General features: G+C 44.4%; 11 protein-coding genes. 8 read left to right on the plus strand and 3 right to left on the minus strand.

The annotated features are described in order from the left end of the window. Positions 1–40 precede the first annotated feature (40 nt). On the minus strand, positions 41–493 hold the full coding sequence (gene azu / locus GZN30_RS19340) for an azurin (protein ID WP_075650910.1): 453 nt from the start codon (positions 491–493) through the stop codon (positions 41–43). A 743-nt stretch (positions 494–1,236) separates the two neighbouring features. Between azu and codB the strand changes: the two genes are divergently transcribed. From codB to GZN30_RS19375, 7 genes are all read left to right on the plus strand, one after another. Beyond that, the gene (gene codB, locus GZN30_RS19345; protein WP_075647786.1) at positions 1,237–2,475 is read left to right on the plus strand and encodes a cytosine permease; all 1,239 of its coding nucleotides are present in this window, start codon (positions 1,237–1,239) and stop codon (positions 2,473–2,475) included. A gap of 9 nt (positions 2,476–2,484) precedes the next feature. Continuing rightward, complete coding sequence (locus tag GZN30_RS19350) at positions 2,485–3,762, plus strand: cytosine deaminase (protein ID WP_075647787.1); 1,278 nt, start codon at positions 2,485–2,487, stop codon at positions 3,760–3,762. 662 nt (positions 3,763–4,424) lie between these two features. Further along, the gene (locus tag GZN30_RS19355; protein WP_075649703.1) at positions 4,425–4,880 is read left to right on the plus strand and encodes a dCMP deaminase family protein; all 456 of its coding nucleotides are present in this window, start codon (positions 4,425–4,427) and stop codon (positions 4,878–4,880) included. Between the two features lie 551 nt (positions 4,881–5,431). Further along, on the plus strand, positions 5,432–6,862 hold the full coding sequence (locus tag GZN30_RS19360; RefSeq protein ID WP_075649704.1) for a glyceraldehyde-3-phosphate dehydrogenase: 1,431 nt from the start codon (positions 5,432–5,434) through the stop codon (positions 6,860–6,862). Between the two features lie 237 nt (positions 6,863–7,099). Further along, positions 7,100–7,312 carry a hypothetical protein gene (locus GZN30_RS19365; RefSeq protein ID WP_075649705.1) on the plus strand — a complete coding sequence of 71 codons (213 nt, stop codon included), beginning with the start codon at positions 7,100–7,102 and terminating at the stop codon, positions 7,310–7,312. A gap of 148 nt (positions 7,313–7,460) precedes the next feature. After that, the gene (locus GZN30_RS19370; protein WP_075649706.1) at positions 7,461–7,946 is read left to right on the plus strand and encodes an acyl-CoA thioesterase; all 486 of its coding nucleotides are present in this window, start codon (positions 7,461–7,463) and stop codon (positions 7,944–7,946) included. A gap of 135 nt (positions 7,947–8,081) precedes the next feature. Next, the gene (locus tag GZN30_RS19375) at positions 8,082–8,327 is read left to right on the plus strand and encodes a hypothetical protein (RefSeq protein WP_075649707.1); all 246 of its coding nucleotides are present in this window, start codon (positions 8,082–8,084) and stop codon (positions 8,325–8,327) included. A gap of 1,031 nt (positions 8,328–9,358) precedes the next feature. On the opposite strand, the gene rnb is transcribed toward GZN30_RS19375, so the two are convergent. Further along, complete coding sequence (gene rnb / locus GZN30_RS19380) at positions 9,359–11,374, minus strand: exoribonuclease II (RefSeq protein ID WP_075649708.1); 2,016 nt, start codon at positions 11,372–11,374, stop codon at positions 9,359–9,361. Between the two features lie 362 nt (positions 11,375–11,736). Between rnb and GZN30_RS19385 the strand changes: the two genes are divergently transcribed. Continuing rightward, on the plus strand, positions 11,737–13,761 hold the full coding sequence (locus tag GZN30_RS19385; RefSeq protein ID WP_075649709.1) for a DEAD/DEAH box helicase: 2,025 nt from the start codon (positions 11,737–11,739) through the stop codon (positions 13,759–13,761). A gap of 52 nt (positions 13,762–13,813) precedes the next feature. On the opposite strand, the gene GZN30_RS19390 is transcribed toward GZN30_RS19385, so the two are convergent. After that, positions 13,814–15,931 (minus strand): TRAP transporter permease, encoded by a 2,118-nt coding sequence (locus GZN30_RS19390; RefSeq protein WP_161987123.1) that lies wholly within the window; start codon positions 15,929–15,931, stop codon positions 13,814–13,816. Positions 15,932–15,975 lie beyond the last annotated feature (44 nt).

Genomic DNA, 15,975 nt, shown 5'->3' on the forward strand with positions numbered 1-15,975 from the left:
AAAAACGCCTCAATAGAGGCGTTTTTCTGTTTAAACTTAATTATTTAAACTCAAACTTGCCTTTCATAATCGCCCAGTGACCAGGGAATGAACAAAAGAATGAGTAATCACCACCAGCTTTCAACGCTGATGTATCAAAAGTCAGAACGGTCTCTTCTCCACCACCGATCACTTTAGAGAATGCATATACGCGATCATCACCAGGCTTGATATAGCTATTATCAATACCTGCACTCATACCATCTGTACCCACACCCTGCACGTTTGCAGTATCAGTAATAACAATATTGTGACCCATCGATGCGGCAGGCAGTTTGCCTGTGTGTTTCAGTGTAATTGACACTTCTTCACACGTTGCTGGAACACTAATTACATCCGTTGAGAATTTCATCATATCGTTTGCTTCAACTGTCACTTCACAGCTTGCGCTCGCTTGGGCTGAGAAGGCTGCTGCAAATAGCGTAGTGATAGAAAGCAGGTAACGAAGTTTCATTATTTATCTCCTTATGTGAAAGCCAGGACAATTATACGTAGAAAACGTATAAATTACTGGTGCAAAGCTCTCAATTAACAGTTACATATCAAATGCATTACTTAATCGAGATCACTTTATCAACATTTGCTTTAAAGCTTGGTACGGCGTCATGATTTTTATACGCAATCTTAAATGAGGCAATCAAAAACAAAAACACGAAGACTACAGCAAACTAGTAAACAAAACACTCATCAACCCAAGTCAAAACCTATCACATTATTTTTTAAGACAAAAATTTAAAATAATCATAAGCATTAAAGCCTAACAAACCCCACTAAAAACAAACACAAACCAATACATTTAAAGACCAAGCAAGAATATTGATGACAAATCGCCATAAACACAAGTTAGCGCTCAAAAAAAAGCGCACACAACGAGAAAGACACCATGAGATTGAAGTAAATCATTCCGTAATCAATCCCCGCCCCAAGCAATGACTTACATTTCTCCGTCATAACAAAAAATGTAACCCAAACTGATATACCAACCATAAAACCCACCAAAAGCAAACGGTTACATATATGAGTAAAACAAGACCATCAAAAATTAACTTATTAAAAATCAATAAATAAGATTCAACACCACACAAAACAAGCCACTATTGGTGAATTTATAATTGACATGCAAATTTATATCATCATAATACGCGCCGTTTAACTAGAGTTTGGCAATAAATCTATTTTTTAAGCGCGGAGGTTAAAATGGCTGGTGACAACAACTATAGCCTAGGTCCTGTTCCTAATTCGGCACGTAAAGGAGTGGCTTCACTAACAATGGTGATGTTGGGATTGACCTTCTTTTCAGCCAGTATGTGGACCGGCGGTTCACTCGGCACTGGTCTTTCCTTTAATGATTTCTTCCTCGCTGTTCTCATTGGTAACCTAATTCTCGGTATTTACACTTCTTTCCTCGGTTACATCGGCGCCTCTACTGGTCTCTCTACTCACCTTCTTGCTCGTTTCTCTTTTGGTTCTAAAGGCTCTTGGCTTCCCTCTGCTCTTCTTGGTGGCACTCAAGTTGGTTGGTTTGGTGTTGGTGTTGCAATGTTTGCTATACCGGTGCATAAAGCCACAGGCATTGACACCAACACGCTTATCCTTGTTTCAGGTCTACTGATGACCGCGACGGTCTATTTTGGTATTGCCGCACTCATGATTCTATCGGCTATCGCCGTGCCTGCCATTGCTCTACTTGGTGGTTACTCAGTCATCGAGGCAATCAACAGCATCGGTGGCGTAAGCGAACTACAAAAAGTAGAACCCGCTCAACCGATCGATTTCTCAATCGCACTCGCGATGGTGGTTGGTTCATTTATTAGTGCTGGTACTTTAACCGCTGACTTTGTCCGCTTCGGCAAAAAACCAAAAGGTGCGGTGCTGGTTACCATGGTGGCGTTCTTTATCGGCAACTCTCTGATGTTCATCTTTGGTGCAGCGGGCGCGTCAGTGACCGGTCAATCGGATATCTCTGAAGTGATGATTGCTCAGGGTCTGCTTATTCCTGCCATCATCGTACTCGGTTTAAATATTTGGACTACCAACGACAACGCGCTCTATGCTTCAGGTTTGGGATTCTCAAACATCACTGGATTACCAAGCAAATACATCTCAATGGTAAACGGCGTTATCGGCACACTTTGCGCGCTTTGGCTATACAATAACTTCGTTGGTTGGTTAACGTTCCTGTCGCTGGCTATTCCACCAATTGGCGGCGTGATCATCGCAGATTTCTTGGCAAACCGTAAACGCTACGCTAACTTCGAAACAACCCAATTCCAAACTGTCAATTGGGCAGGCATTATTGCAGTCGCACTGGGTGTAGCAGCAGGTCACTTCCTCCCAGGCGTTGTTCCAGTGAATGCCGTATTGGGCGGAGCTCTAAGCTACCTTGTTTTAAACCCTATTATTAATAAAAGAACGTTAGCAGCTAAGCTGGCGTAAGGAACCATCATGACAACTATGTTGATCAAGAACGTAACACTGCAAGGACAGGAAGGTCTGAAGCAAATTTTGATTGAGGATGGTCAATTCAAGCGTATCGAAGACAATCAGCTAGAACTTAGCTTCCAAGGTGATGTATTAGATGCTGAAGGTGGCATGGCGGTAGCACCGTTTTGTGAACCACACATTCACCTAGACACGACACAAACCGCAGGTGAGCCAAGCTGGAATATCTCTGGTACTTTGTTTGAGGGCATCGAACGATGGGCAGAACGTAAAGAGCTACTATCAATCGAAGATGTAAAATCACGCGCCAAACAAACCCTAAAGTGGCAAATTGCTAACGGTGTGCAACACGTACGTACCCACGTTGATGTCTCTGACCCAACACTTATCGCACTCAAAGCAATGGTTGAAGTGCGTGAAGAGATGAAAGAATGGGTAGACATTCAAATCGTGGCATTTCCGCAAGAAGGCATTCTGTCTTACCCAAATGGTAAAGAGTTGCTTGAAGAAGCTGTACAACTCGGCGCAGATGTCATTGGTGCTATCCCTCATTTCGAGTTCACCCGAGAGTATGGCATTGAGTCACTGCACTACGTTTTCGAACTTGCGCAAAAATACGACCGCCTAATCGACGTTCATTGTGACGAAATCGATGATGAACAATCACGCTTTGTCGAGACGTTGGCTGCATTAGCACACAAATACAACATGGGTCATAAGGTAACCGCAAGCCACACCACGGCAATGGGCTCATACAACGGTGCGTATGCTTCTCGACTATTCCGTCTATTGAAGATGTCTGGCATCAACTTTGTTGCGAACCCACTAGTTAACATTCACCTACAAGGTCGTTTTGATGACTACCCGAAACGTCGTGGTGTAACACGCGTGAAAGAAATGCTTAACGCAAATATTAATGTATGCTTCGGTCACGATGATGTTTTTGACCCTTGGTACCCATTAGGCACAGCCAATATGCTACAAGTGCTGCATATGGGTCTGCATGTGTGTCAAGTAATGGGCTATGACCAAATCAACAACTCACTGGATTTAATTAGCCGCAACTCTGCTCGCACACTCAACATTCAAGACAAGCACGGTATTGAAACGGGTAAACCAGGTAGCCTACTGATCCTTCCTGCAGAAAATGGCTTTGATGCGGTACGTCGTCAAGTGCCTGTTCGTTACTCAGTACGTCACGGCAAAGTGATTGCTGAAACTCAACCAGCAAGCACAAAAATTCACTTAGCTGAGAGCGAAGCGGTAAGCTTCAAACGCTAATAAAAAAATAGACAAAGCGTTACATAAAAATATTGGCAACGTCAGCCAAGCTAGAAAAAGAAAACCCCGCTAGGCTCTCGCCTAGCGGGGTCTATTCTTACTCGCAGCATCCGGCTACTTATAAGTGCTCCCTGCATCTATTCCTTGATAGTACGCTGTATCCCTCAGCACTTCCTTAACATCGCTGTCCTAGCGGTGTCCTTTGCAATCCTTGCTAGCTATCAATCCGCGATAACTATATCTTCTTCCTGAAGATGACCAATCCTTGGGTCTTTCCTGTTCCGTGTCTGCATCCTGCCGACACCTATAAGTTACGTTATCCTCAGCTCAGGAACAATTACTCAGAGAAAAATTTATACAATCAATTCTAAATCAACAAACATATATACATTAATAAACAACAGCTTAGAATTAACCCATGTATTTATCTGCTTATATTTGTCTTTTGTTTCGCACACGCCTGTGAGAGATCTCTTACAAGCCTGAAAGCCAATTATCCGTATTCGGTAAGGTATGCTATTACTACCAAACATTGATTAAATGTCTCTAACGCACTAAACACAGTACTAAGTCTATAAAAAGTGGCATAATATAGTTTAGCTAACAGAGATTGAGGCTAGTCAGTCTCATCATCACAGTATATTTCTAGCTGAGGAAAAAAAATGATCTCAAAATGGGCACAACGTTTTTACCAAATGGCAGAACTTGTTGGCTCTTGGAGTAAAGATCCATCAACGCAAGTTGGCGCTGTTATCACTAAGCAAAATCGAATCGTCTCGGTTGGCTTTAACGGCTACCCACATGGTATTTCGGACAGCGCAACGACAGATGAACGCGAAATGAAATACCTTAAGACGCTACATGCGGAAGAGAATGCGATTCTATTCGCGAAACGTGATTTAGATGGCTGTGAAATTTGGGTAACACATTTCCCTTGCCCAAACTGCGCGGCAAAGATCATTCAAACCGGTATTTCAGCCGTTCATTGCCCGGAACAAACGGATGACTTTCTTTCTCGCTGGGGCGACAAAATTAAAGTCAGTCAAGAAATGTTCTTGCAAGCGGGTGTAAAAGTTAACTGGCTGCCTCTTGATGAGCTTGGTCAATCTGCCCGATAGTTGTTCACGCGCTGTGGAAAACGCAGCGCTGTCTCCTTTGCTCCTGCGCCAAAGCAACTACTCGTCAGTTTCTGAGTTAAAGAAGTACTATACTTTCAGCCTTCCCCTTTACAAAAATTGCGTGATATAGCTCGCAGATATAAGCTAGCAAACTACAGCCTCTCTAGCACTTCCTCTGAGTTTTTAGCCTCAAAACAATCCATCCCTCTTTCCCATCACTTAGCTATTACTATAACTGTTGATTAGTTAACCAACCTCACATAAAGAACTGCAATACAGAACCATGTTACACAACAAAGATCGAGTCAGTATTTTTATCAAAAAATTAAGATTGGCTTATTTTGAAAGTCAATTGTCTTTTTAGAGCACAAATTCATCAAAAAACCACGCAACTAAATAAAAAAACCGCCAAAAAACCGAGATTTAATTTTCCTAGCAGAATAAGCATTCGCCCTTTACACTTCCGCCACATAAAAATTACAACGAATTCACTACTCCTTTAACCCTTGGAGTGGAAGCTCAACCCAAAACGTGAAAAGGTCCTAAGTTCAATGAGTCCTGAAAAACATCTTCTTGACTGGCAAACGAACCAAACAATTGCTGAAACGATTTCTCCCCTTCTCGGTCAACTTTACCGTCAGAAAGGCGTAGAAGTACTGCTCTTTGGCAAGACGCTCGTTAACGCTGCCACAATCGACATCATCAAAACTCACAGATTGTCTCGCCACTATAGTGGTACCGCACTCACCCCAACTCAGACCTTACCTCTTATTCAAGCACTGGCAGATATGCCTTTATCGCCTTGTAAGATCGATATTGGTCAGCTGGCTGACAAATACTGGCAAACCCATGACGATACACACTCTCTAAAAGACTTTCTTCATTCGGCATTAGTTTCTGCAATGAATGGTGAGGGTGTCGGCACGCCTAAAGACGTTGTGCTTTATGGTTTTGGTCGTATCGGTCGTTTGTTGACTCGCTTATTGGTGGAAAAAAGCGGTCCGGGTTATCCGTTACGCCTGCGTGCTATCGTGGTTCGTGGTGGTAAAAATGGTGACCTGCAAAAGCGCGCGAGCTTACTTCGCCGCGACTCAGTCCACGGACAATTCAATGGTAGCATTGTTATTGATGAGGAGCGCAAAGCTATCATTGCTAACGGCAACTACATTCAAGTCATCTACGCAAATCAGCCAGAAGACGTGGATTACACTCAGTACGGTATTAACGATGCATTAATCGTGGATAACACTGGCGTATGGCGTGATACAGAAGGACTGAGCAAGCACTTAAGCTCTAAAGGTTCACAAAAGGTACTGCTTACAGCGCCAGGCAAAGGTGACATCAAAAACGTTGTGTTTGGTGTAAACGATCAAGTGATTCAGCCAGAAGACAAGATTATCTCTGCTGCCAGCTGCACAACCAATGCCATTACCCCTGTGCTCAAAGCCCTTAATGATCGCTACGGTATCGACTCTGGTCATATTGAAACCGTTCACTCATTCACTAACGATCAAAATCTCATCGATAACTTCCACAGCGGTGAACGCCGTGGTCGTAGTGCATCATTGAACATGGTACTAACATCAACGGGCGCCGCCAAAGCGGTCTCTAAAGCGCTACCGGAACTTGCAGGTAAGCTAACTGGTAATGCGATCCGCGTACCGACACCTAACGTCTCAATGGCGGTAGCAAATCTTAACCTAAACAATACCGTTGAGCGTGATGAGCTAAACACTTACCTACGTGAAATGGCGCTAAATTCAGAGCTTGCAGGTCAAATCGATTACACCGACTCGACTGAAGTCGTCTCAACAGACCTCGTAGGTTCTCGCTTTGCAGGTGTGGTTGATGGTGCGGCAACCATCGCACAAGACAAACGCTGTGTACTATACATCTGGTATGACAATGAGTTCGGCTACAGCTGCCAGGTTGTTCACTGTATGGAACAAATGATGGGAGTGCGTTACAAAACGCTTCCTTAAGAATTATGACTCCACAACATAACGATTATAAATTGCTCTAACCAACTTATGTTGGCAGGGCAATAAGTTCTGACTTTGCCGCCTCGATTGAGGCGGCTTTTTTACACAAACTTACTCTTGCTGAACTTCACATTCATCTTCGATTCATCTACTCTGGCTTATTCTAGTTGCACTCATTCGTCGTCAATTCTTTTTTAAGCACTTTACAACGACTGAACAATCAATGAGGAAACAAGTATGACTCGTGTATTAACAACATTTATCGCTCTGATCACTGGCTTCTTCGTTTTAATCGGCAGCCTTTTAATTGCCATACCATTGACTATCCTCGGCGCTATCACGGGTAGAAGATTGGTAAAAGCAGCAGAAAAAGCGCAGTTTACGCAAGCTCATCAAGCAACTAACCACGCTCACGTTATTGAGGGTGAATTTGAAGAAGTACGAAAGTAAAAACAAACCAACAAGTTTGCGACAATAGCAATAGATCCTTTAGCTAAAGTATTGTTATATTTATGTAAACCCAAACAATATTCCAGACTCTGTTCTAGATGTGATGCTGTATGGGGGATAACAATATGAAGAATCAAAGGAGTGAGCGATGAGCAAACAGCAGCGAGAAGTAACGTTACGCTTCTTAGCCGAACCCAGTGATGTCAATTTTGGCGGTAAAGTCCATGGTGGTGCTGCCATGAAATGGATTGACCTTGCAGCTTACGCTTGTGCTGCAGGTTGGAGTGGCAAGTACTGCATAACGGCTTATGCGGGTGGTATTCGCTTTGTCTCACCCATCCACGTTGGCAACCTTGTTGAGGTTAGCGCTAAAGTTATTTATACCGGTAGCAGCTCTATGCACATTGCGATTGATGTGCAAGCCAGCGATCCGAAAGAACTCACCAACCGTTTAACCACCCACTGCATCGTTATTATGGTGGCAGTTGACGAGCAAGGTAAACCGACTCAAGTGCCAGAATGGGTTCCGACCCAACCTGAAGACATTGAGCTACGCGAGTCCGCAATACGCCTTATGAATATGCGCAAGCAAATTGGCGAAGAGATGCAAGCACACGTCAAATATCTTAAATAGTTATTACGCGGCTAAATCGATGAACGCGAATCATGGCAGCCTGTTAAAACTTGGTCAAAGTTTTCATGCTGTCATTTTTCTTTCATCTAGGTTTGATTAAATCCAAACTTCTATATGTTCTGAAAGGATCGAAGCTTGGCTGTCAAAGATACAACATTGGATGAAAATACCTTAACTAATACCAAGTCAGTTGAGTATCAATGGGTGAGAACCATGTATGTTGAAGGTTACAACGACCAGCAAATCAATCACTATATTCAGGCGTGTTTTGGTGGTGACGCCGTTTTCGCCGATCTATTTCGTCGTGTAGCACTTTCTCAAGAAAGCCTTTACGTGTTACTACAATACCTTGGTTGCGCCCCTTCTAGTCGAGAGTTGTAGCACTAAACAACTTCACTACAAAGCACAATATTTCTCTTCTCACTTTCCGGTAAATTCCCCTCCAATGACCGTTTATGCGTAGTTCATCGCATTACATGCGGTCAAATCTTTGGCTAACCGTACTGTGTCTTTATTATCCACATATACACATTAGTGCTTATCTAACTGTGTTGCTCCAAAAACAAAAAAGCCTGAGCGATTTCACTCAGGCAGGTTACAAAAACTGTTAGAACTGAAGGTAAGGAATCTGAGCTAACAGCCAGCTATGCGTAACTTTAATTTTGTTAGCTGCTTAACTGATCGGCGGCCAAACCAAGACGTTAGGCAGGCTATACAGGTGGCGACCGTAGGGTCGCCTTATTATTGTTGTATGCCCCCTTGAATCAAACTCAATCTCCTCCGACGGTCTGACTCGAAGGTGGCGTAAAACAACCTTTCATTCACAGGCTAAAGCTCTGCTAATTATCCAAGGCTTAGTGGAATATGTTAGCTAAGAACTTCCTGTCAATATCAGCGATAGTGTGTCTCAATAACGCTTAGAAAGCAACCTCGTTGCGAAACATTATCTCTTAACATCAAGCAGTTAATCGCTACCCCACTCATTTTTCGCAAACTCAAGACTCTAGAAACAATCCACTGTTTTGTAATAAATACCCACACAGACAAATGTTTATTGTTTGTATCGCAAAAAAAATCCAATTCATTCACCTAAACAATCCCACAACTAAATATTTAGACTTTTTTTCGTAACCATCTAGCTAAATGATCTAACTAAAGTTGCAAAGTGTGATGCCAACTGTATTTATTCACTAAAATATATGGACGGCTTTCTCATTACACAAATCACTACTGAAAAGTGAGTTTGCAATTATGATTTAGCACAGAACCCCTCTGCCACCATTACATTCTAGCAGCAACTGAAAGCTTGTATTTGTGCTCTAAGGCACGAACTTCCAACAAACTAGTAATAAAAATCCCCTAAACCGTATAAACGACTTAGGGGATTTATCTTGCTCAAGATTGAGAATGGATTACTCAGCTGGCGCTTCAGTAACCTGCTCTGATTGTGCTTCGCTTTCTAACGGTGCAAACACTCGAGTAGGCTTCGCAACTAAACTGCGATTCTCTTGATTAACTTCTGCCAACGTTACTTGTAAAGTATCGCCTAAACGGAACTCGATTTGCTTGTCGATAGCAACCGTACCATTGTCAGCATTACATTCGATGCGCTCTTTATTATCCATAATCAGCGAGCTAGGAATAAACGCCGCAGCACCATTCTCTAACAGACGGACACGCATACCTGCGCGGTTAATGTCAAAAATTTCCGCATTAAACTGGGTTCCTTTTGCTGGTTCTTCCGCTAAGGTGCGTGCATACAACCAGTCAGAAACGCTGCGCTCAGCCATGTTGTGATGCTTACGGTGCAAAGCAAGTTCTTCACCAACTAGCTCATCCGCCAATTGTACAGGCTCTTTACCCAAGATGTGTGCTTTCAGCATACGGTGGTTAATCATGTCACCGTACTTACGAATTGGCGAAGTCCATGTTGCGTAGATAGCTAAACCCATCGCAAAATGCGGTAACGGTTGATTGCCGATTTCACTGTAAGTTTGCATCTTACGAATACGGTTATCAAAGTAACTGCTATCTTGAGCACCTAACCAACGACGTAGCGCAGCAAAACCTTCCAACGTCGCAATTGATTCAGCGGTAAATGGCAGCTCACCCTCAGGGTTCACCATTTCGATTACTTCAGCAATCTTCTCTGCTTTAATACCGGCATGGTGGTTGAAGACACCAGAACCAAAACTTGCTTGCAATGTTTTACCCGCACAAATATTGGCAGTGATCATTGATTCTTCAACCAGTCGGTTTGCGCTACGACGCATGTCGGCATGGATGGCAATTACGTCGTTGTCTTCGCTTAGTTCAAAGCGATAGTCTGGACGATCAGGGAAGACCACTGCGTTCTTTTCACGCCAGTCAGCGCGAGCCAATGAAAATTCGTAAAGATCGCGAACAATCTCTGCAATCTCGTCGCTCGGTTGCCACACTGGTGACTCACCATTTTCAAGCCAATCCGATACGTGATCGTAAGCCAAACGTGCGTGAGACTTAATGTTAGCCGCGAAGAACTTAATATCATCGCCAATCACGCCATCTTTACTTACCGTCACGGTACAACATAAAGCAGGGCGTACTTCATCTTGCATTAATGAACAAAGTTCATCAGCAAGATCTCGCGGTAGCATTGGAATATTGCGCCCAGGTAAGTAGATAGTAAAGCCACGTTCACGCGCAACTTTGTCCATATCACTGTCTGGCGTGATGTAAGCGGTTGGATCAGCAATAGCAATTGTCAGCGCAAAATCACCATTGTCGAGCTTTTTCGCGAACAGAGCATCATCCATATCTTTGGTTGATTCACCATCGATAGTAACAAACGGTACGTGGGTCATATCGATACGCTCTAGATCTGCGTCATCTTTAATTTCCCAGTTATCAATACCTGCTGGTTCACTGTTAGGCAAATCGTTTTGCGCCAGCGTTACCCACCATGGTGCAATCTTGTCATTTTCGTCAGTGATTTTTTGTGAAATCTCAACAAAGAAACCATTATCACCTTTCAAAGGGTGCTGGATTAGGTGTGCAACGACCCAATCACCTTCGGCAAAGTCATTTGGGTTAAGACCTTTCTTCACTTTTGCTTTAAGTGATTGCTTTTTCAATTGCGGGTGATCAGGAACAACGTTAAGTTTGCCCTTAAACATTTTCACGCGACCAATAAAGCGAGTTAAGTTTTGCTCAATTAGCTCTTCTGGCTCTGCAACTTCACGTTCATTTTCAGTACGAATGATCGCTTTAACTTTATCGCCATGAAGACACTTTTTCATGTACGGAGGCGGAATAAAGAAGCTGGTTTTGCTATCCACTTCTAAGAAGCCAAAGCCTTTTTCAGTGGCTTTGATTGTCCCTTCCTTTTTTGGTAGGTTTTCTTGGATTTGCTGCTTTAACTGAGCCAGTAGCGGGTTGTCTTGGAACATCTTAACTCTAATATCGCTTGTAAAATTGCGCACACTATAACATTCGCAAAACTGCCAATCTATAAAAAGCACAGATTGTTCGTCATTCCTATTTTCGAATTTGAGCAATTTGAAAGCAAATTCTCACTTATGTGACGACAAAAGAGCCAAATTTACCACCTAGAAGAAATTTTTGTGATGAAATTCAATTTTTTCTGGCTTTTTTTGTGCTTTTGGTGAATAATCCGCATCCCTTATGTCCCTAGCGGCTTGATGCGATTTAACACTTATCCGCATCTGAATGGAATCAGCTCAATCTGGATCGGTATTGGAATTGGTAGAGCTCGTGGGACCTTTTGTTTTTTTTTGTTAATGGGATCCCAATGACAGATACTGTAATTCAATTTAGTGATTTAGCACTAAATGACGCAATCCTTTCAGCTCTTGATAGCATGGGTTTTGTTTCTCCAACTCCTATCCAAGCAGCGGCAATTCCGCACCTTCTTGATGGTGCTGATGCTCTAGGTAAAGCGCAAACAGGTACAGGTAAAACAGCGGCTTTCTCTCTTCCGCTATTGAACAAACTAGACCTTTCTCAACGTAAACCTCAAGCGGTTGTACTTGCTCCTACTCGTGAGCTTGCGATCCAGGTTGCGGCAGAAATGAAGAACCTAGGTCAAAACATCTCTGGTCTTAAAGTTCTAGAAATCTACGGTGGTACTTCAATCGTTGATCAAATGCGTGCACTTAAAAACGGTGCTCACGTGATCGTTGGTACTCCTGGTCGTGTTCAAGACCTTATTAACCGTGACCGTCTACACCTTGACGAAGTAAACACCTTCATCCTAGATGAAGCTGATGAAATGCTTAACATGGGCTTCGTTGACGATGTAACTGCAATCATGGAGCACGCTCCTGAGTCTGCACAACGCGTTCTTTTCTCTGCAACTATGCCTCCAATGCTGAAAAACATTGTTGAGCGCTTCCTACGCGAACCAGTAATGGTTGACGTTGCAGGTAAAAACCACACTGTAGACAAAGTAGAGCAACAGTTCTGGGTTGTTAAAGGTGTAGAGAAAGACGAAGCAATGTCTCGTCTACTTGAAACAGAAGAAACTGACGCTTCAATCGTGTTCGTACGTACACGTCAAGATACTGAGCGCCTAGCTGATTGGCTATGTGCACGCGGCTTCAAAGCAGCAGCACTGCACGGTGATATTCCTCAGTCTCTACGTGAGCGTACTGTTGACCACATCAAAAATGGTGTAATCGACATTCTAGTTGCAACTGACGTTGTGGCTCGTGGTCTTGATGTTCCACGTATTACTCACGTATTCAACTACGACATCCCATTCGATGTGGAATCTTACATCCACCGTATCGGTCGTACTGGCCGTGCAGGACGTCAAGGTAAAGCGATCCTTCTAGTTCGCACTAACCAAATTCGTATGCTTCGCACTATCGAGCGCGTAACTAAGTCTTCTATGGAAGAAATCCAACTGCCTCTACGTGACGCAGTAGCAGAAGCACGTCTAGTTAAACTAGGTGCTGAGCTAGAAGCTGAAAAAGAACACAAAGCACTAGACAAGTTTGTTGAGCTAGTTGAGAAACTACAAGAGACTCTAGAGATCGACTCTACAACTCTTGCAGCTATCCTGCTTAAGCGTCAACAAGGCAAGCGTCCTCTATTCTACATTGGCGAAGACCCAATGGTTGAAGCAATTGCACGTGACAAACAACGTCGTCAAGACCGCCGTGAAGGTGGCCGTGATGGTGGTCGTCGCGAAGGTGGTCGTAGCTTCAATACCCAAGATTGGGATACTTACCAACTACAAGTTGGTCGCGAGCAAGGCGTACAAGTTAAAGACATCGTTGGTGCACTAGCAAACGAACTAGGCCTAGTTAAAGGCTCTATCGGTGCTATCAAACTAGACCAAGGTCAAACTTACGTTCAGCTTCCAAAAGCGATGGACTCAGAAACGGCTGGCAAACTAAGCAAACTACGCATCCGTCAAAAAGATGTAGGTGCAGTAGTATGTGACTTTGATGATTTCCGCGAACCTCGTGGTCGTCGTGAAGGCGGTCGTCGCGACGGTGGTCGTCGTGATGGTGGTTTCCGTGGCAATCGTGACGGTAACCGTGAAGGCAACCGTGAAGGCGGCTACCGTGGCAACCGCGATGGTAACCGTGACGGCAACCGTGAAGGTGGCTACCGTGGTAACCGTGATGGCAACCGCGATGGTGGTGGCTACCGTGGTAACCGTGACGGCAACCGTGATGGCGGCTACCGTGGTAACCGCGATGGTAACCGTGAAGGTGGCGAGCGTCGTTTCGACCGTAACCGTGGTGGTGATCACCGTGGTAACCACCGTGGTGAACGTGGTCACGGTCGTCGTAACGAAGACTAAGAAAACTGAAAAACCGGCGCTTGCGCCGGTTTTTTTATGCCTTTAATTTGGCTTAACTCACTACTGCTGAGTGCCGATGGTAAAGCCTTGAGCTATAAACAAAACCCGCCACAAACACCATCACCGCAATCAGTTTGATTATCAAATCAATACCTGGCCAAACTAAGCATACCCCGGTAGCCAGCATTACTACGCGCATTGCCCAATTGAGTGGTCCTTCTAGATAGCCTTCGATAGCCGCGATCAATGCATAGGTACCAATAATCGCCAGTAGACCAACTTGTAATACGTGTCCGATATCCCACGATACCAGTCCTGTATACGCGATAAGCAATGGCACTAAATAAAGCCCCTTCGCAATCTTCCACGCCATTAAACCAGTGCGCATAGGTGGGGTTTTCGCTATCGTCGCGGCAGCAAAAGCTGTGAGACAAACCGGAGGTGTCACGTTACTGTCTTGCGACAACCAAAAGATAATCAAATGCGCGGAGAGCAACGCAAGTGCAACGGTTTCAACGCCTAAAGCTTGCTCAAGTAACATGCTCATAAAGTCCGCTGGCACTAATGCAATAAGCTCGTTCGCGGTCACCTCTAGCATCGGAGCCTCAAGCAAAGCAAGCTTGTCTGGCGCAGCTAACATAAAGATCGCCTTCGCTTGTTCTGGCAATTCACCCGCAACCAGCATCGCCACCAACTGATGCTCTGCTAAAAGCTTATACAAAGCCGGCGCAGAGAGTGTGCCTAATACGATATAAGCAGCCGTTACCGGAAGCCCCATGCCTAGTACGAGAGAAGCCAACGCAATCAAAGCCAACATGATCAGCAAATCACCACCAGCCCAACTATCGATCATCAATGAGAAGGTATTACCGATACCAGTCGTACTGATTACATTGATCACCAAACCAATCCCCACCAGTAGAACAGCCGTGGTCGCCATATTTCGCGCCCCTTGAGCCATAGCCTCAACGATCGCTTTAGGTCCCATTTTATGCTCTTTTGAAAACCAGCTTGCGACCACAACCGAGATGATCGACAAACCCGCCGCATAAGTAGGCGTAAAACCTTGTACTAAGAGGCAAACTAGCACGACCAAAGGGATAAGGTTGTGCCAACCTGAAATCAGCACCTTAGTCAGAGACTGCTCTGATACGGTAATTTTCTGTACGCCACTACGCTTGGCTTCAATACGCACAAAGAAACCAACTGAGAGAAAATAGATCAAAGCAGGCATAAACGACACCGCAATAATATCGACATAAGGAATCTGGGTATAAGACGCCATGATGAACGCCCCTGCCCCCATCACAGGTGGCATAAGTTGCCCACCAGTCGACGCCGCCGCTTCTACCCCAGCCGCAAATTTAGCCGGGAAACCCGCCTTACGCATCAAAGGAATACTGATCACGCCAGTCGACACCGTATTGGCAACGCTTGAGCCAGATACCGATCCCATTAATCCGCTACCAATAACAGCGATAAAACCCGGTCCACCGATAATTTTACCTGCGGCTGCTCGCGCAACGTTGATAATGTAATCCCCAACACCAGAGCGCACTAAAAATGCGCCAAAGAGGATAAACATAAACACGAAGCTCCAACTGATACGCGCGATGGGACCAAACATCCCCTCGGAGGAGTAAAAACTGCGGTAGAGTAAAGTTTCCAGACTAAGACCAGGAAAATGGAAAATACCCGTCGCCCATTTGCCCCACCAGACAACATAGGTTAAACAGATAACAATAAGAACAGGGATAAACCACCCCATGGTGCGACGAATCAATTCCGTCACGATAACAATTGCCATAATGGCAAATACCCAATCGCTGGTGACAAACTTAACTCCGCGCTCATAGAGCGCATCTTCAGCCAAAGGCAGATAGATAAGACAAGCGACTGCACCTAGTGCCAGCACGACATCAAATGCTAGTGCCGTCTTACTGTGGATCAAGCTTCTATGGGCGGGATAGAGTAAAGCGCACATCACCGCAAAACCGGCAAAGTGCGTGGCTGATATCCATAATTCTGAAATGGTCGCGAAGGTATTAAACCAGATATGTAACAGTGACAGCGCGACAGCAAATACTGTAATGGTGGCAGTCACCCATTTAACATCTTTTCTCGTTGCAAGCTCAAATTGACTGAGCTCTACTTCTTGGGCGTCACTCATAACTACTCCATCAACAATGAGAGACAAATGCCTCAATGTATATG

Origin of the sequence: Vibrio ponticus, assembly GCF_009938225.1 — a bacterium.
Lineage (GTDB): Bacteria > Pseudomonadota > Gammaproteobacteria > Enterobacterales > Vibrionaceae > Vibrio > Vibrio ponticus.